20 protein-coding genes and 1 tRNA gene are annotated in these 18,811 nt (G+C 32.4%); 10 read left to right on the forward strand and 11 right to left on the reverse strand.

Translation table 11 applies throughout. The annotated features are described in order from the left end of the window. Positions 1–37: 37 nt before the first annotated feature. The 10 genes from QLS71_RS08590 to QLS71_RS08635 all read left to right on the forward strand — a co-directional run bounded on the left by QLS71_RS08590 (position 38) and on the right by QLS71_RS08635 (position 6,653). Complete coding sequence (locus QLS71_RS08590; protein WP_308993136.1) at positions 38–619, forward strand: sigma-70 family RNA polymerase sigma factor; 582 nt, start codon at positions 38–40, stop codon at positions 617–619. A gap of 5 nt (positions 620–624) precedes the next feature. Continuing rightward, complete coding sequence (locus QLS71_RS08595) at positions 625–1,359, forward strand: hypothetical protein (RefSeq protein WP_308993135.1); 735 nt, start codon at positions 625–627, stop codon at positions 1,357–1,359. A gap of 151 nt (positions 1,360–1,510) precedes the next feature. Next, positions 1,511–2,278: a TatD family hydrolase gene (locus QLS71_RS08600; RefSeq protein ID WP_308993134.1), complete on the forward strand. Its 768-nt coding sequence runs from the start codon at positions 1,511–1,513 to the stop codon at positions 2,276–2,278. Then, positions 2,279–3,310, forward strand: coding sequence for an asparaginase (locus QLS71_RS08605; protein ID WP_308993133.1), 1,032 nt, complete (start codon positions 2,279–2,281; stop codon positions 3,308–3,310). A 77-nt stretch (positions 3,311–3,387) separates the two neighbouring features. Beyond that, positions 3,388–3,475 (forward strand) — tRNA-Ser (locus tag QLS71_RS08610). A 78-nt stretch (positions 3,476–3,553) separates the two neighbouring features. After that, the gene (locus tag QLS71_RS08615; RefSeq protein WP_308993132.1) at positions 3,554–4,327 is read left to right on the forward strand and encodes a MotA/TolQ/ExbB proton channel family protein; all 774 of its coding nucleotides are present in this window, start codon (positions 3,554–3,556) and stop codon (positions 4,325–4,327) included. Positions 4,328–4,345: 18 nt separating this feature from the next. Beyond that, positions 4,346–4,768 (forward strand): hypothetical protein, encoded by a 423-nt coding sequence (locus QLS71_RS08620; RefSeq protein WP_308993131.1) that lies wholly within the window; start codon positions 4,346–4,348, stop codon positions 4,766–4,768. 3 nt (positions 4,769–4,771) lie between these two features. Further along, complete coding sequence (locus tag QLS71_RS08625; protein WP_308993130.1) at positions 4,772–5,362, forward strand: biopolymer transporter ExbD; 591 nt, start codon at positions 4,772–4,774, stop codon at positions 5,360–5,362. A 16-nt stretch (positions 5,363–5,378) separates the two neighbouring features. Next, positions 5,379–5,855 (forward strand): biopolymer transporter ExbD, encoded by a 477-nt coding sequence (locus QLS71_RS08630; protein WP_308993129.1) that lies wholly within the window; start codon positions 5,379–5,381, stop codon positions 5,853–5,855. A gap of 105 nt (positions 5,856–5,960) precedes the next feature. Beyond that, positions 5,961–6,653, forward strand: a complete 693-nt coding sequence (locus QLS71_RS08635) for a porin family protein (protein WP_308993128.1) — start codon at positions 5,961–5,963, stop codon at positions 6,651–6,653. A gap of 16 nt (positions 6,654–6,669) precedes the next feature. Here the strand turns inward: QLS71_RS08635 and QLS71_RS08640 are convergent, their stop codons facing one another. The 11 genes from QLS71_RS08640 to rplM form a co-directional block, all read right to left on the reverse strand. Then, entirely contained in the window at positions 6,670–7,278 is a 609-nt protein-coding gene (locus tag QLS71_RS08640) for a hypothetical protein (RefSeq protein ID WP_308993127.1), read from the reverse strand. Beyond that, positions 7,278–8,738, reverse strand: coding sequence for an RNA polymerase factor sigma-54 (gene rpoN / locus QLS71_RS08645; RefSeq protein WP_308993126.1), 1,461 nt, complete (start codon positions 8,736–8,738; stop codon positions 7,278–7,280). The genes QLS71_RS08640 and rpoN overlap by 1 nt, the downstream gene beginning before the upstream one ends. A 69-nt stretch (positions 8,739–8,807) precedes the next feature. Next, a complete protein-coding gene (gene asnS / locus QLS71_RS08650; RefSeq protein WP_308993125.1) occupies positions 8,808–10,241 on the reverse strand; it encodes an asparagine--tRNA ligase in 1,434 nt (477 codons plus the stop codon). Between the two features lie 97 nt (positions 10,242–10,338). Next, positions 10,339–12,744 carry an efflux RND transporter permease subunit gene (locus QLS71_RS08655; protein WP_308993124.1) on the reverse strand — a complete coding sequence of 802 codons (2,406 nt, stop codon included), beginning with the start codon at positions 12,742–12,744 and terminating at the stop codon, positions 10,339–10,341. A gap of 47 nt (positions 12,745–12,791) precedes the next feature. Next, positions 12,792–14,030 carry a hypothetical protein gene (locus tag QLS71_RS08660; RefSeq protein WP_308993123.1) on the reverse strand — a complete coding sequence of 413 codons (1,239 nt, stop codon included), beginning with the start codon at positions 14,028–14,030 and terminating at the stop codon, positions 12,792–12,794. Between the two features lie 90 nt (positions 14,031–14,120). Continuing rightward, positions 14,121–14,678, reverse strand: a complete 558-nt coding sequence (gene frr, locus QLS71_RS08665) for a ribosome recycling factor (RefSeq protein WP_308993122.1) — start codon at positions 14,676–14,678, stop codon at positions 14,121–14,123. A gap of 42 nt (positions 14,679–14,720) precedes the next feature. Further along, positions 14,721–15,428 (reverse strand): UMP kinase, encoded by a 708-nt coding sequence (pyrH, locus tag QLS71_RS08670; protein ID WP_308993121.1) that lies wholly within the window; start codon positions 15,426–15,428, stop codon positions 14,721–14,723. Between the two features lie 284 nt (positions 15,429–15,712). Continuing rightward, positions 15,713–16,687, reverse strand: a complete 975-nt coding sequence (gene tsf / locus QLS71_RS08675; protein ID WP_308993120.1) for a translation elongation factor Ts — start codon at positions 16,685–16,687, stop codon at positions 15,713–15,715. 84 nt (positions 16,688–16,771) lie between these two features. Continuing rightward, the gene (rpsB, locus tag QLS71_RS08680; protein WP_308993119.1) at positions 16,772–17,545 is read right to left on the reverse strand and encodes a 30S ribosomal protein S2; all 774 of its coding nucleotides are present in this window, start codon (positions 17,543–17,545) and stop codon (positions 16,772–16,774) included. 233 nt (positions 17,546–17,778) lie between these two features. Beyond that, positions 17,779–18,165 (reverse strand): 30S ribosomal protein S9, encoded by a 387-nt coding sequence (rpsI, locus tag QLS71_RS08685; protein ID WP_308993118.1) that lies wholly within the window; start codon positions 18,163–18,165, stop codon positions 17,779–17,781. Next, positions 18,165–18,620 carry a 50S ribosomal protein L13 gene (rplM, locus tag QLS71_RS08690; RefSeq protein ID WP_308993117.1) on the reverse strand — a complete coding sequence of 152 codons (456 nt, stop codon included), beginning with the start codon at positions 18,618–18,620 and terminating at the stop codon, positions 18,165–18,167. The genes rpsI and rplM overlap by 1 nt, the downstream gene beginning before the upstream one ends. Positions 18,621–18,811: the final 191 nt, after the last annotated feature.

Below are 18,811 nucleotides of genomic sequence, written 5' to 3' on the forward strand. Positions count from 1 at the left end.
TAAACTTTTTTTAAATTAGCAGTAAATACAAGGGTTAATGAGCGAAAAAAAAATACATGAAGACCAAAAGTATATTGATGGATTGTTGAAAAACAACTCTTTTATTATACAGGCTATTTATAATAAATTCGTACCTAAGGTTATTAATTACATAAAGCAGAACAGTGGCGATGCAGACCAGGCACAAGACATTATACAGGATACTTTAATAACAATATATAATCAAGCAAGCGAAAAGAAATTAGAGCTTACCTGTCCGTTTGATGCGTATTTCTTTTTACTGTGTAAGCGTAAATGGTTAAATGAATTAAAAAAATCTTCAAATAAACAGGTAACAATTAATGAAGAAGTTTTATATAAAGATGACGACGCTCAAGAACTAGCATTTGAAACAGAGGTATTTGGTGAAAAACAAGCTTTATTTACTGAAATGTTTCAAAAATTAGGAAACGCTTGTAAAGAATTATTAACAGCTACTTTTAAAATAAAATCGATGGAAGAAGTAGCGTTAAGTTTAGGTGTAACATATGCTTACGCTCGAAAAAAGAAATCTTTATGCATAGGCAAATTAACTGAGCTGGTTCAAGAGTCGCCCAAGTTTAACCAACTTAATAATTAACTGTTATGGAGAATCCCGATTACATATTATTTGAAAATTATCTTTTAGGAGATCTTTCTAAGGAAGAAATAATTGCTTTTGAAACCCGTTTGGAAAGCGATTTAAAATTCAAAAATAGTTTTAATACTTATAAAGAATTGTCTTCCTTTTTAGAACATAAATTTGAAAATGAACCTAATTCAACAGCATTTCAAAATAACTTAAAGTCTATTTCTAAAACCTATTTTGAAAAGCAAGAATCATCTAAAAAAGTTATTAGGTTTAAACCTTGGCAATATGCCATAGCTGCTAGTATCGCTTTGTTAATTGGAATAACGTTGTTTAATAACCTTTCAAGCCCAATTTATAGTGATTATGCGAATTACGAAAGTATCAGTTTAACGGTTAGAGGCAGTCAAGATGGCTTATTGAAAACAGCTGAAAAGGCTTTTAATAGTAAAGACTTTGTTACTGCAGAAGTGGCCTTTAAAGAATTGCTATTAACAGATGAGCAAAATTCTGAGTTACAGTTTTACAGAGGAGTTACTAATATTGAGTTGAATAATTTTGCCATTGCAGATTGGTTGCTAGAAGGATTGAAAGAAGGACAATCGGTATATAAAAATAAAGCGACTTGGTATTTGGCATTAAGTAATTTAAAACAAAAAAAATACGATGTTTGTTTAGAAATCTTAAAAGAACTTCCTGAAGATGCTGATGATTATGATAGAGCACAAAAACTTATAAAGAAGTTAGATTGATGTCTGTCAAGTCCCGCATTGTTGAGAAATAAAAATATTTTTGAGTTTAAAGAATTTGGACCTCACAGGTTTTAAAGCCTGTGAGGTCTTTTCATTTGTGAAAATTTGTGAAATTCGTGTCAAACTTTAAATACTTCATTATTTTTACCAAATGATTATTACCGATACCCATACTCATTTATATAGTGAAGCTTTTGATGAAGATAGAAACGCCATGATTACACGAGCATTAGATGAAGGAATTTCACGTTTTTTTATTCCAGCCATCGATTCTACGTATACAGAATCGATGTTGCAGTTAGAAAACGATTATCCAAATAATGTATTTTTAATGATGGGTCTGCACCCAACACATGTAAAAGATAATTATAAAGAGGAGTTGAAGCATGTTGAAGAGATGCTGGCAAATCATAAGTTTTATGCTGTGGGTGAAATAGGTGTTGATTTATATTGGGATAAATCGACACTCGATATTCAGCTTGAAGCTTTTAAATACCAAATTCAATTAGCTAAAAAACACAAGTTGCCCATAGTAATTCATTGTAGAGAGGCCTTTGATGCCATATTTGAAGTTTTAGAGGCAGAGAAGAGTGATGATTTATATGGAATATTTCATTGTTTTACTGGTACTTTAGAACAAGCGCATCAAGCCATCTCCTATAACATGAAATTAGGTATTGGTGGAGTTACTACTTTTAAAAACGGAAAAATCGATCAGTTTTTAAGTCAAATAGACTTAAACCATATTGTATTAGAAACCGATTCACCTTATTTGGCACCAACACCATATCGAGGGAAGCGTAATGAAAGTGCTTATATAATAAAGGTGTTGGAAAAATTATCAGAAATATATACTGTACCTTTAGAAACAATAGCTGAAACAACTACGCAAAACTCCAAAGACGTATTCGGAATTTAAATGAGCAAATTAAAACCAAACATACTACTTATATATACTGGTGGCACCATTGGTATGATTAAAGATTCTAAAACGGGAGTATTAAAGGCTTTTGACTTTAAAAATCTTTTAGATAAAATTCCGGAGCTCCAACTGTTAGATTGCCATATTGAAACGGTTTCTTTTGAGGAACCTATAGATTCTAGCAATATGAATCCAATATACTGGATTAAAATTGCTGAAATTATAGAAGAAAATTATAATGAATTTGATGGGTTTGTCGTGCTTCATGGAAGTGATACCATGAGTTATACAGCATCGGCTTTAAGTTTTATGTTAGAAAATTTAGCAAAACCAGTGGTGTTTACAGGTTCTCAATTACCAATAGGCGATTTAAGAACGGATGCAAAAGAAAACTTAATCACCTCCATTCAAATGGCGTCTTTACAAGAGAACGGTATACCTTTGGTTAAAGAAGTTTGTTTATATTTTGAATATAAATTGTACCGAGCTAATAGAACTACGAAACTTAATGCCGAAAATTTTAAAGCATTTGCATCATTAAATTATCCTGAATTAGCCGAATCGGGAGTACATTTAAAAATTAATAACGATTATTTATGGAAGCCAGACACCGAAAAAAACTTAATTGTTCATAAAAATTTAGAGACCAACATAGCACTTATTAAATTATTTCCGGGGATATCTGAGCCTTTTTTGAAGACTATATTCGCTATTCCTAGTCTAAAAGCAGTCATTTTAGAGACCTATGGCTCTGGAAATTGCACTACAGAAGTATGGTTTATTAATCTTTTAGAAAAAATAATTAAAAAAGGAGTACATATTATAAATGTAACACAATGCGTAGGAGGAAGTGTGATGATGGGGCATTATGAAACAAGTAATCAGCTGAAAACCATAGGGGTTATTTCTGGAAAAGACATGACAACAGAAGCGGCAGTTAGTAAATTAATGTATCTTTTAGGAAAAAATATACCAAAAAAAACTTTCAAAATTATCTATGAAAAGGCGTTGAGAGGTGAATTGTTTTAAAATTAACTCATAAAATTTTAGTGTTCAAAGTTTTTTTTGTTATTTGTCCACCCATAAAAAAGTACAATATAAAATAAAGAGAGGTGGCCGAGTGGTCGAAGGCGCACGCCTGGAAAGTGTGTATACCTCAAAAGGGTATCGAGGGTTCGAATCCCTTCCTCTCTGCTGTTATTTTTATTTTTTTATTGTATTTTTTTTATATCTTTAACACATTAATTAACTAATAAAATTAAGATTTAGAACATGAAAAGATTATTTTCTATCCTTGCCATAACAGGAATGATGGCTTTTGGAACTGTTAATGCAACTACGAATGCAAACACAAGTACAGTTGCAACAACTGTAGCAAGTATGACACAAGATGACACTGCAGAACTAGCAGAAGAACTTGGGTTTCATCAAGAATTAAAAAAGAGATTTATTGAAGGAGGTCCTGGATTTATGGGGATTGTGTTATTATGTTTAATTCTTGGATTAGCCATTGCTATAGAAAGAATTATCTTTTTAAATCTTTCAACTACAAACACAAAAAAATTAACTCAAGAGGTTGAAGATGCACTTGCTTCTGGAGGTGTTGAAGCAGCTAAAGAAGTTTGCAGAAACACAAAAGGACCTATTGCTTCTATCTATTATCAAGGTTTAGATAGAACGGATGAAGGTTTAGACGCTGTTGAAAAAGCTGTTGTAGCTTATGGTGGTGTTCAAATGGGTCAATTAGAGAAAAATGTATCTTGGATTTCATTATTTATCGCATTAGCACCAATGTTAGGTTTCATGGGAACTGTAATAGGTATGATTAATGCATTTGATAAAATTGAAGCTGCTGGAGATATGCAACCATCACTTGTTGCTGGAGGTATTAAAATCGCACTTTTAACAACAGTATTTGGTCTTGTTGTTGCGATGATTCTTCAAGTTTTTTATAATTATATTATTGCTAAGATTGATAGTATTGTTAACGATATGGAAGATGCTTCTATCACGTTAATGGATCTTTTAATCAGAAATAAAAAGTAATAATTAAAACAAAAAATCATGAATTTATATAAAATACTCAAGTATTTAGCTTATGCTCTTGGTATTATTGGTGCTGTTTTCGCACTAATGCTAATGACCACAGATTCAGAAAGCATGATTGATAATATATTAGTGGTTACTTATATTGCACTTTTTATTGTCATAGCTTTAATACTTATATATGTGCTTAAAGGCATATTTGCAGGGAATATCAAAAAAACCTTAACAACCGTTGGATTGTTTTTAGGAGTTGTTTTGATTTCTTACTTTATGTCGTCTGGTACAGATTTAGATTTAAAGCAATTTAACGACAAAGGTTTAGGCATTACAGAAGGAATATCTAAGAACGTAGGAGCAGGTTTATATGCTTTTTACTTTCTTGCGGTAATTGCAGTAGTTGCAACTTTTCTTTCTAGTGCGAAAAAACTATTAAATAGATAAATTATGGCAAAAAGAGCAGCACCAGAAGTAAATGCAGGCTCCATGGCCGACATTGCGTTCTTACTATTAATATTTTTCTTAGTAACAACCACTATTGAAACGGATTCTGGATTAAACAGAAAGCTACCGCCTATCGAGGATAATGTAGAACCGCCTATTATTAAGCAAAAAAATATTTTTACTGTACTTTTAAATGGTAAAGATCAATTGCTTGTTGAAGACGAATTAATGGAGCTTAAAGATTTAAGAAAAGCAGCCACAGAGTTTTTAGACAATGGTGGTGATCGTACTTGTGATTATTGTAATGGAAAGAAGGATCCTGAATCTTCAGACAATCCAGACAAAGCTGTTATATCATTAAAGAATGAGCGCGAAACAACTTACAAGACTTATATAGCAGTTCAAAATGAATTAGTAGCAGCATATAACGATTTAAGAAATATTAGAGCTCAAGCTTTATATGGTAAATCTTTTGTCGAAATGGAAGCGAACCTTAACGATGTTAATTGGCCAGGAAATAAAGCAAAGCTAAAAGAGCAACTTGAGAAAATAAAAATCGAGTATCCTCAAAAGCTTTCGGAAGTACAAAATTAAAATTTAACACCTTATTATGGCTAAATTTAAAAAGAAACAAGGCGGAGAAATGCCAGCAATATCAACGGCATCATTACCAGATATTGTATTTATGTTATTATTCTTTTTTATGGTGGCAACTGTTATGAGACAGAACACTTTAAAAATAGAGAATAATTTACCATTTGCAGATCAGGTAGAAAAGTTAGATAAGAAAGATTTGGTTATGTATATATATGCAGGTAAACCAAGTGCTAATTATAGAAATTATGGTACGGAAACCAGAATTCAACTTAATGATGATTTTGCTGATGTAAAAGACATTGCTGCTTTTATTGCTGCTGAACGCGCTAAAAAAAGAGAAGAATTAATTCCGTTTTTAACTACAGCTTTAAAAGTAGATAAAGATGCTAATATGGGATTAATTGGTGATATTAAGCAAGAATTGCGTAAAGTAAATGCGCTTAAAATAAATTACACCACTAAAAAAGGTGCTGTGTCTAGCAACAACTAATATCTATATTCTTAATTTTATATAAAAGGTGTTTTGAAATTTCAAAACACCTTTTTATTTTTAATAAATATCCTATGTTTGTATAACTAATTATAACTGCTAAGAATGAAATCTCCATATAGAATCATACTTATTTTACTTAGTGTTCATTTGTGTTATTCACAAGAAGATAGTATTACTAGCGTTGATAACTTTTACAAAGAGGATCAATTTTACATAGGTGCAACCTATAACTTATTAGGTAAAAAACCAAAAGATTTATCTCAAAGTGGGTTTTCTAGCGGTATTCATTTTGGTATTATAAAAGACATGCCTTTGAATGATGCCAGAAATGTGGCTGTTGGTATTGGATTAGGATATTCATTAAATTCATTCATTCAAAATTTATTTATAGATAAAGATAGTAATGGGAATATAACCTATGCAATTTTAGAAGATGGTTCTACTTATTCAAAGAATAAATATACAAATCAATTAATAGAACTTCCTATAGAGTTTAGATGGCGTACATCCACTCCAACCGAATATAAGTTTTGGCGTATTTACGCAGGTTTTAAGTTTGGTTACTTGGTTACTAGTACCATAAAGTTTAAAGGAGACTCTGAGGCCTTTAAACACCGTAATATTAGCGATTTTAATAAGCTTCAATACGGCTTAACACTATGTGCGGGCTATAATACTTGGAATTTTTATATGTATTATGGGTTGAATCCTATTTTTTCTGATAAAGCAATATTGAATGGTAATGATATAAAAACAAATACTTTAAAAGTAGGATTGATGTTTTATGTTTTGTAGTTTTTAAAGAGATAAATTAATTCAACCAATAATTCACTAAGATTAACTGAGGCATCACACCAATAAAAAAGCCCATAATTAATTCTTTATAATCATGTGCTTTTAAATGTAACCTAGAAGTGGCTACGGCACCTGTTATGATGCTCATTAAGGCTAATATTTCATTTATGTTAATACTAAAATGAATGCTTAAAACAATAAAAAACATAAAAAGACCCGATAAAGCAATCATGTGAATACTGGCTTTAAATTTAAAAAAGGCTAATATCATGCAGGCCATTGTGGAAATTAATATACCTACAAAAAAGAAGTAAAGTTCTATAAATAGCGTTTGAGTTAGAATACGCTGTAAAACAATTAGAATAATCACACAATTTAGAGCAAGAGGCAAAATACGCTCTTTGGTTGTCCTTAAATAGATAGATTGTATTTTACCTAAGGTTTTTAATAAAAAGTATATTAAAATAGGTAGTATAATAGTTAGTATCGATAAAGATACAAGTTTAGCATATATTATTTCATTAGGGGTAAAGCGAGGAGATACTAAAAAATAAAAAACAACCCCAGATAGAGGCATCAATAATGGGTGAAAAATAAACGAGATACTTTTTAAAATACGATTCATTATATTTTTTTTCGTAAACGAGCTACCGAAATATCTAGTTGTTCTCTATATTTAGCAACAGTACGTCGTGCTATTGGATAACCTTTTTCTTTTAGAATCGAAGCTAAAGTTTCATCGGTTAAAGGCTTTCTTTTGTCTTCTTCTTCAATAACAGTTTCTAAAATTTTCTTTATTTCTCTTGTTGAAACATCTTCTCCTTGGTCGTTTTTCATCGATTCTGAAAAGAATTCTTTAATCAATTTGGTTCCGTAAGGGGTGTCTACATATTTACTATTTGCAACTCGAGATACTGTTGAAACATCCATAGATATTTCATCGGCTATATCTTTTAGAATCATGGGTTTTAAATTGCGTTCATCACCGGTAAGAAAATATTCTTCTTGATAATGCATAATGGCACTCATAGTAACAAATAAAGTTTGCTGACGCTGTTTAATAGCTTCAATAAACCATTTCGCGGCATCTAGTTTTTGTTTGATAAAAATAACAGCATCTTTTTGAGACTTCGATTTGTCTTTCGACTCTTTATATCCTGAAAGCATATTGTTATATTCTCTAGAGACATGAAGTTCTGGAGCATTACGTCCATTAAGTGTTAACTCCAATTCACCATCAACGATCTTAATGGCAAAATCGGGAACCACATGTTCTACAATTCGATTATTGCCTGCATAAGAACCACCAGGTTTTGGGTTTAGGTGTTCAATTTCATGAATAGCATCTTTTAATTGAATTTCTGAAATGTCAAATTTTTGAAGTAACTTATCGTAATGTTTTTTGGTAAATTGTTCGAAAGCGGTGTCAATAATTTGAATAGCTAGTTCCGTATCGGGTGTTTTTTCTTTTCTGTGCAATTGAATGCTTAAGCATTCTTGTAAATTTCTAGCACCAACACCAGCAGGATCTAATTGATGCACAATTCTAAGAATTTTACCAATTTTTTCTTCGGTAGTATAGACGCTTTGTGTAAAAGCCAAATCATCCATAATATCTGGTAAAGAACGCCTTATATAACCACTTTCATCAACGCTGCCAACTAAGAATTCTGCAATTTCATATTCTTCCTCATCTAATCGATATGTATTTAGCTGAGTGATTAAATGCTGTGTAAACGAGGTTCCTGCAGCATAAGGCATCGTTTTTTCTTCATCATCACTGCTATAATTATTAGCTTGGGTACGGTAATCTGGAATTTCGTCATCACTTAAATATTCGTCAACATTTATATCGTCATTCCCTATAGTTTCACTATCGTCAAAATCATCATTGGTATTGTCAAAATCTGAATCAAAATCACTTTCAATTTCTTCAGTACCACCCTCAAGAGCTGGGTTTTCTTCAAGTTCTTGTTTTAAACGTTGCTCAAATGCCTGTGTAGGCAACTGTATCAATTTCATTAATTGAATTTGTTGCGGCGACAGTTTTTGCGATAATTTGAATTGTAAATGTTGTTTGAGCATATTTTGATTTGGTTTAAAATAATAGTAAAATATGTTTTTACTAATTTGTTACCAAGATACTAATGTTTTTTAAAATTCAGCATTCTGAGGTGTTCTTGGAAACGGAATAACATCTCTAATATTGCTCATGCCAGTTGCAAACATAACTAAACGCTCAAATCCCAAACCAAAACCGGCATGTACGGCGGTTCCAAATTTACGTAAATCTAAATACCACCAAAGGTCTTCTTCAGGAATATTAGTAGCTGCCATTCTTTGTTTTAGGACATCCAAACGTTCTTCTCGTTGTGCACCGCCAATAATTTCTCCAATACCAGGGAATAGAATATCCATAGCACGAACGGTTTTACCATCATCATTTAAACGCATGTAAAATGCTTTGATGTCTGCGGGATAATCGAACAAAATAACAGGACATTTAAAGTGTTTTTCAACAAGAAAACGTTCATGTTCACTTTGCAAATCGGTACCCCAATCTTTTATAATGTATTTGAATTTCTTTTTCTTATTAGGTGTACTGTCGCGAAGAATATCAATGGCTTCGGTATAGCTTACACGTTTGAAATTATTATCGGTTACAAAGTTTAATTTTTCAATTAAACTCATCTCGTTGCGTTCGTTTTGAGGTTTTGTTTTGTCTTCGTCTTGTAAGCGCTTATCTAAAAATTCCAAATCTTCATGATTGTTCTTCAAAATGTATTTTAGTACATACTTCATGAAGTCTTCAGCTAGATCCATATTACCAGCTAAATTCATAAAAGCAACTTCGGGTTCTATCATCCAGAATTCGGCTAAATGACGCGACGTGTTTGAGTTTTCAGCTCTAAACGTAGGACCAAATGTATACACTTTTCCTAGCGACATAGCGTAAGTTTCAGCTTCTAACTGTCCAGAAACGGTTAAATTAGTTTCTTTCCCGAAGAAATCTTCCGAATAATCTACGTTGCCTTCCTTATTTAAGGGCAGTTTTTTTGCATCTAGATTGGTAACTCTAAACATTTCGCCAGCACCTTCGGCGTCACTTCCAGTAATAATTGGTGTATGTACGTAATAAAAACCGTTTTCATTAAAGTATTTATGAATGGCGAAAGATAACGAAGAACGCAAACGCATTACCGCACTAAAGGTATTTGTTCTAGTTCGTAAATGGGCATTTTCTCTTAAAAATTCAAAAGAATGTTTTTTAGGTTGAATGGGGTAAGTTTCAGGATCTGAATCTCCCAAAATATGGATACTGGTTACTTGAATTTCGACATTTTGACCCTTGCCTTGACTTTCAACTAGGTCACCTTTAATGTGTACAGCTGCTCCCGTTGTAATACGTTTTAATAGAGCTTCATCTAAGGTTTCAAAATCAACAACACATTGTATATTATTAATTGTAGAACCATCGTTTAAAGCAATGAATCGATTCGCTCTAAAGGTTCTAACCCATCCTTTTATGTCAACTTCAGAACTAACAAAATCTTGTGATAGTAATTCTGAAATGGTACGTGATTTCATAAGCATTAAAATTTAATAATGTAAAGATAAAGGTTTAGAAGATGAAAAATCAAATTCTAAAAACCAAATTCAGCAATCTGAAATGGAGATTTATTTTTTAAGTGTTGGAATTTAAATCTTCCCTTTCGTCTTCCTCAGGAATAATATTAATGGCAGGTTCTCGTAACACTTCTTTATTAGCAATACTACGTTCTAACGACAATAATAAGGAAGGAAGTAATAGCAAGTTAGATAACATGGCGAAAAGTAATGTGGCGGATACTAAAGCACCTAAAGCGACAGTGCCACCAAAACTAGAAATGGTGAATACTGAAAATCCAAAAAAGAGCACAATAGATGTGTAAAACATGCTTACACCCGTTTCACGTAAAGCACCATAAACCGAAATTTTAATTTTCCAATTGTTGGCTTGCAGTTCTTGCCTGTATTTTGCTAAAAAGTGAATGGTATCATCTACCGAAATACCAAAAGCGATACTAAACACCAAAATGGTTGAAGGTTTTATAGGTACGCCCAAATAGCCCATGAGTCCTGCAGTTACTAATAGAGGAATAAGATTTGGTATTAATGAAATGATAATCATACGTGCCGATCTGAACATGTACGCCATAAAAAGGGCAATTAGAAATATTGCAAGCGATAAAGAAATGGCTAAATTTTTAACCAAATAAGTGGTTCCTTTTTGGAACACTAAAGCTTTACCAGTCATAGTAACATTGTATTGTTCTTTCGGGAAAAGTTTATCTATTTTAGTTTGAATATTTTCTTCTATACGTTTTATTTTATCAGTTCCAATATCTTTCATAAAGGTTGTGATACGGGCATATTGACCTGTACTGTCTACAAAATTTTTAAGTAAATCAACCTCTGATGTAGAGTTTTTTGCATACGATAAAATAAAACTATTTTCCTGTGATGTAGGGAGCTGGTAAAATTTGGGATTTCCGTTATAATAGGCTTGCTTGGAATATTTCACTAAATCAACTACCGAGATAGGTTTGGATAACTCAGGTGTTTCTGCAATTAATTCCTGCAATTCGTCCATACGTCTTAAAGTAGAAAGTTTCATAACCCCTTGTTTGCGTTTGGTGTCTATCATAAACTCTAAAGGCAAAATGCCATTAAATTCTTCTTCAAAAAACCGAATATCATTAACAAATTCTGAATCTTGGGGCATGTCTTCAATGATACTGCCCGAAATTTTTATTTTATAGATCCCAATAATGCTTACTATTAAGAGCACCAACGCTACCGAGTAAATGGCGATGCGCTCGTGTTTAACCATGCGCTCCATCCAGTTTACAAAACCACCAATCCAACGTTTATTTAAGTGTTCTAAATGTCTGTCTTTAGGATAAGGTAAAAACGTATAAATAATAGGAATAATAAGCAAGCATAAAATAAAAATTGCTAAAATGCTTAAAGATGCCACAATACCAAATTCTTTTAAAAGGGTACTTTCCGTAAGTATAAATGTCGCAAATCCAGAAGCTGTGGTAACATTGGTCATTAAAGTAGCATTACCAATTTTTGTAATAACACGCTGTAATGATTTTACTTTGTTACCATGTAATTTTACTTCATGCTGATATTTATTAATTAAAAAGATGCAGTTTGGTATACCAATTACAATAATTAAAGGAGGAATAAGTGCCGTTAAAGCCGTTATTTCGTAGTTTAATGCACCAATAATCCCTAAGGTCCACATGACTCCAATACAAACTACTACAAGTGAAATGAAAGTGGCTCTAAATGATCTAAAAAATAAAAAGAAAATGAGAGAGGTTACCAATAACGCTGCCAGAACAAACCAAACAATTTCATCAACTATTAATTGAGAGTTAAGTGTTCTAACATAAGGCATTCCCGAAATGCGAACATCTAAATTAGTCTCTGCTTCAAAAGCCTTAACCTTAGGTTCTAATTCATTAATTATAAAATCTTTTCTAGCCGATGTATTAACAATAGCTTTATCAAGATAAATAACGGTTCTTATGGTTTTTGTTTTCTTATTAAATAAGAAATTATCATAAAATGGATATTGGTTAAAAAGCTCATCCTCAAGTGTATTTATTTGAGATAAAGAAGTAATGGAATCTTTAATAAAAGGCTCTAAACTAAATTTTTGATGAAGAGTGTCTTTTACAAGTTTCTGAAGATCTTTAACAGAAATAACAGTTTCTACTTCATCGTATTTTTTAAAACTATGGGCTAATTTATTCCATGCATTTAGTTTTTCGACAGATAATAAGGTGCTGTCTTTTACACCTATAATAACTAGATTTCCTTCTTCGCCAAAGGTTTTTAAAAAGTTTTGGTAGGTTATATTTACTTCGTGGTCGTCTGGTAAAAGGTTTGCTCCGGTATTGGAAAAACGCATATTTTTCCATTGTGTACTAAACAAAATTGTAATAATAACTATACTAACAAGAATACTTATTTTATTACGTAAAATTAATCTTGCGATAACGTCCCAAAAATCTTTGGTAAAAAGTTTTAACATGCCTTAAATAAAAGTTGCGCAAAGGTAGAAAAAATGAGGTTAATACCTCATAAAGTCAGGTTAAATGTAAATTTAAAAGCAATATTATCACCAATTTCTGGCAGGTGGTATGCACCATAACGGTAAGAAAAACTCAATCCAAATCCGAAAAGTAATTTGTTAATTTCAAAACCCGATTCGGTATAGCCTTTTTTAAGTGAACCAAAAGTCACATTTTGGTGTTTTTCTGGCTGTTTTACATCTCCTATGGCGTAACGGGTAATTAAAACCATTTGAGGTTTGTAATGTTCTGTAATATAAAATGGTTTCAAAAAATGTTTAAGTTGAAGCGTAGCAAACTTATCAGAAAAAAATTCGTTAAAAAACATGGTTTCAAAACTATTAGTACCCGCAACTGAAAAGCGTTGCATAATCGTTTCTTTATTAATGTTGTTAGGGTAGGCGTGGTATAAATGTGTTAATGGAATATCTCCATTTGCCATACCTGCAACTAAAGTAAGCTCAGAAAGATTACCTTCTTTTTTACCAATTTGATGAATGGCTCTAAAATCTAACTTCGAAAAACCTAAATCACTTTTTAAAATATCGTTAAAACTTTTCGTGTATTGTAAAGTAAATATGGGAAATTCATTTTTAGTATCCTTTAACTCTGTTTCGGATGCTTTTAAACTTTTAAATGGGCTCCATTGAAATGCAAATTTGGCCAGACTTAAGTCAAAAGTATTTAGAATGCCCTTGTTAGTGATATATCCGTAATTATAAGTAGGATCAATGCTACTTATTGAAAATTCTGTTTCAGCATTTAAGTTATTTAATATTTGCTGTTCGAAAGCCACAGCTTTTGTAATGTGTTTGTGAAATAAATCGATATTAAGTAAACGGGGTTCGAAAAATTGAAAGAAGCGTTTGTCTGTTAAAAATTTGGTGCTTCCAGTTTCTTGCAAATCGTCGGTATAAGAAAACGTCATCCATGTGTTCGTTTTTTCATCTAATCGAAAACTAGTACTTACACTGTATTTAAAACGGTCGTCTCTAAACCCATAAACAGTGTAGCCGCTTATTTTTATTTTTTTTGAAAATGCATCGTTTGTAACACCTCCTATTCCCGTTCGTACACCTTCATATTGGTTGTATTTTATTAGGTACCTTAGATCAAAATTGAAATATTTTGTTGGAATGTACCCATTTCCAAGCCCTTTTACAAAGGCATTTTTTTTAACAGAATCTTGAGCTGTTTCTAATTGGTCTTCATGAGGGTTTTGTGCTTGATATACTGTAGTATACATAACATAAAATAGAAGAATACAATATTTAAACATAAGTATTATACATAGGCTAAAGTTTGTAAAAAAAGCGACTTGATAGTCGCTTTAAAATTATACAGTCATGATTTCCCTGTCTTTTGCTTCAAAAAGGTCATCAATCTTTTTAACGTATTTATCGGTTAAATGTTGCACATCAACTTCAGCGTTCTTTTTTAAATCCTCAGATACGTCATCTAATTTTTTAATATCGTTATTGGCCTCTTTCCTGGCAGAGCGAACACCTATTTTAGCGTCTTCGGCTTCGGCTTTAGCTTGTTTTGCTAAATCGCGGCGACGTTCTTCTGTTAGAGGTGGTACGTTAATAATAATGATGTCGCCATTGTTCATGGGGTTAAAACCTAGATTTGCAATTTGAATCCCTTTTTCAATTTCTTGAAGCATCTTTTTTTCCCAAGGTTGTACGGTGATGGTTCTACCATCTGGAGTGTTTACATTGGCAACCTGTGATAAAGGTGTTTGAGCACCATAATAATTAACCATAACACTTCCTAGCATGGCAGGACTTGCTTTTCCCGCTCTAATATTAACAAATTGCTTTTCTAAATGCTTGATAGCATTATGCATTGCTTCATTTGTGGAGTCTAATATAAATTGTATATCTTCATTCATAATATCAACTTTTTAATCAATTACTCAAAAATTACGCCAAATTTAAAGATTTACTTCGGTTCCTACTTTTTCACCAGCAACCACTTTAAGTAAATTGCCTTTTTTATTCATGTCGAATACAATTATAGGTAGTTCGTTTTCTTGACTAAGCGTAAATGCGGTAGTATCCATAACTTTTAAACCTTTTTTTAACACATCATCAAATGTGATAAAATTGAATTTAATAGCTTTATCATCTTTTTCAGGATCCGCATTATAAATGCCATCAACTCGAGTTCCTTTTAAAATAACATCGGCTTCTATTTCAATTGCACGTAAAACGGCCGCAGAATCTGTTGTGAAATAAGGATTCCCTGTACCGCCACCAAAAATAACAACACGTCCTTTTTCTAAGTGACGCATGGCTTTACGTCTTATAAAAGGTTCGGCAACTTGGTTAATATGTACGGCACTTTGTAAACGTGTGGGTAAACCAGCATCTTCTAAGGCACTTTGTAAGGCTAAACCGTTTATAACGGTTGCTAGCATGCCCATATGGTCTCCTTGCACACGATCCATACCGTTGCTTGCACCAGCTACACCTCTAAAAATATTGCCTCCGCCAATCACGATGGCAACTTCAACGCCTTTTTCAGTAATGGTTTTAATATCTTGTGCATATTCGGATAATCGTTCAGGATCGATACCATATTGGCGATCTCCCATAAGGGCTTCACCAGATAGTTTTAAAAGAATTCTTTTATATTTCATCTGTTTTTTTCTATTGTTTCAAAAGGTTAGATGTTATATCTAAATAATCATTCTTCTGTTTAAGAAAAATTTAGTCATTGATGTTTTACCTTAGTTTTTGAAAGTTGAGCAAAACTACATAATTTTTTGCTGTTTATCGAAAACCTATTTATCAAAAATATGATAATTAGGTAAAATATTAGCAATATTTTACATCACTATAAAGGATTTTTTATAAAAAAAGACCGCTATACTTCTAGGTATAGCGGTCTTTTTAATAAGATATATGTTCTGGTAGGAATATACTACCCTAAAGCCACACGTTTAAATCCTGAAATAGCAACATCTCCATAAGATGCTACATATTTGGCAACATTTATTTTATCATCTTTAATAAAGTTTTGATCTAATAAACATTGTTCTTGATCTAAAGTTGTGTTATCTGAAATGAAACGTTCTATTTTACCTGGTAAAATTCTATCCCAAATTTGTTCTGGTTTCCCTTCAGCTTTTAATTCAGCTTTAGCATCTTCTTCAGCTTGTGCTAACACTTCTGGTGTTAATTGTGCCATAGAAATGTATTGAGGTACATTTTTAAGTGTTTTACCTAAACGTGCAAATTCTTCATTGTCTTTTTCAATAACTGCAATTCTTGCCTCTAATTCTGAAGTGATAAAAGCAGGATCAAAATCTTTGTAAGATAATGTAGTTGCTCCCATTGAAGCTATTTGCATAGCAACATCTTTAGATAATGTTTCAGCATTTTTTACATTAGCAGTTAAACCTACTAAAGCAGCAATTTTGTTAATGTGAACGTAAGAACCAACATAAGGAGCTTCTAATTTTTCAAAAGCATTGATATCTAATTTTTCTCCAATAACTCCTGTTTGCTCAATTAATTTATCTGCAACAGTCATTCCACCAAAATTAGCAGCTAAAAGCTCTTCTTTAGTGTTTACTGTAAATGCTAAATCAGCCAATTGGTCTGCTAATGCAATAAAGTTTTCGTTTTTACCAACAAAGTCAGTTTCGCAACCTAACACGATAGCAACACCTACGGTATTGTCAGCATTTACTTTTGCTATTGCAGCACCCTCAGAAGATTCACGATCTGCTCTGTTTGCAGCAACTTTTTGCCCTTTTTTACGTAAAACTTCAATTGCTTTATCAAAATTGCCTTCAGCTTCAACTAAAGCTTTTTTACAATCCATCATTCCTGCACCCGTAGCTTGTCTTAATTTGTTAACCTCAGCTGCTGTAATTTTTACTGTAGATTCCATATGTATTTTAAATTTAAAAAAGTCGTTCAAATATTCCTGTAAAGAAAATAATTAAACGACTTATTTGTATTGTGAAATTGTTAATTATTCTTCCTCGTCGGCAACAACAGCTTTAGAAGCACGCTTTTTAGTTGGTGCAACTGTTTCATTGTCATCATCTTGGTCTTTATCAGATTTTCTATCGGCTAAACCAGCAGCGATAGATGCTGTTACATAAGATAACACTTTGTCGATAGATTTAGAAGCATCATCATTTGCAGGTATTACATAATCAACTTGACGTGGATCAGAGTTGGTATCAACCATTGCAAAAATTGGAATGTTTAATTTTTGAGCTTCTTTAATAGCGATGTGTTCACGTTTAATATCAACTACAAATAATGCACCTGGTAAACGTGTCATGTCTACAATAGAACCTAAGTTTTTCTCTAACTTAGCTCTTAAACGATCTACTTGTAAACGTTCTTTTTTAGAAAGCGTTAAGAATGTTCCGTCTTTCTTCATTCTATCAATCATTGCCATTTTTTTAACAGCTTTTCTAATAGTTACGAAGTTGGTTAACATACCACCTGGCCATCTTTCTGTGATGAAAGGCATGTTAATAGAACCTGCTTTTTCAGCTACGATATCTTTTGCTTGTTTTTTTGTTGCAACGAATAAAATTTTACGACCAGAAGTTGCGATTTTAGCTAATGCTTCTCCAGCTTCGTCAATTTTTGCCGCTGTTTTATAAAGGTTTATAATATGGATGCCGTTACGCTCCATGTATACGTAAGGAGCCATGTTTGGATCCCACTTACGTGTAAGGTGACCGAAGTGTACACCTGCTTCAAGTAATTCTTTTACTTCTACTGCCATTTTGTGATAGTTTACGTTCTGTTGATTAGCAATGTTCCTTTTGGGCTTTAGGCTTTAAGCTGTATGCTTTAGGCTATTGGCTTTAGGCTTCATTTAGATGCTTAACTAAATCCTGACCTTTTGGGTCATGGACAACAATAACTGGTTAAATTTTTTTTAATTTGAAATTTATATTGAAAGTAGCCTCGACCAAGCTTAGCATAACAATCCAATAAATATTTCGAAATTGGGTATTAACGTTTAGAGAATTGGAATTTCTTACGCGCTTTTTTCTGACCGAATTTTTTACGCTCCACCATTCTTGGATCTCTTGTTAATAAGCCTTCTGGTTTAAGGGTTAATCTGTTTTCTGCATCTAATTCGCACATAGCACGAGAGATAGCTAAACGAACAGCTTCTGCTTGACCAGTAATACCGCCACCTAATACACTTACTTTAATATCAAAGTTACCTTCGTTATTAGTCAAAGCTAATGGTTGGTTTACTTTGTATTGTAAAGTAGTTGTAGTAAAGTAAGCGTTTAATTCTTTTTTGTTTACTGTGATGTTTCCTTTTCCTGGAGAAACATATACACGAGCAACTGCCGTTTTTCTACGACCAATTTTGTGAATTACTTCCATTACTTGAATTCGGTTAAGTTAATTGTTTTTGGTTTTTGTGCAGCATGTGTATGCGCTGTACCAACAACAACATTTAAATTACGGAATAAATCTGCACCTAATTTGTTTTTAGGTAACATTCCTTTTACTGATTTTTCTACTACTCTTGCAGGATCTTTTCCAAACAATTCTGTAGCAGTTAAACTTCTTTGACCACCTGGATAACCTGTGTGACGAATGTACGTTTTATCGTTCCATTTGTTTCCAGTTAAGTTGATTTTTTCAGAGTTGATAACAATTACGTTATCACCACAATCAACGTGTGGTGTGAAGCTAGGTTTATGTTTGCCTCTTAAAAGTTTTGCAACTTTTGAAGCTAAACGACCCAAAGATTGACCTTCAGCGTCAACTAAAACCCACTGCTTATCCGCAGTAGCTTTGTTCGCTGAAATGGTTTTGTAGCTTAATGTGTCCACGTTATTAATTATTTTTTATTAAACATTCCTCTCTCAAAAAGAGTTTGCAAATGTACGATAATCTGTTTGATTACCAAATAGTAAACAGGAAATTTTATTTATGAAGTATTGTATTGAAAATTAGAGTTCTCAATATTTCTGGTTAAACATTAAAAAGAAGTTATAAATTCAATTATAAGAGGCTTGATTTT

The organism is Mariniflexile litorale (assembly GCF_031128465.2).
GTDB classification, from domain to species: domain Bacteria; phylum Bacteroidota; class Bacteroidia; order Flavobacteriales; family Flavobacteriaceae; genus Mariniflexile; species Mariniflexile litorale.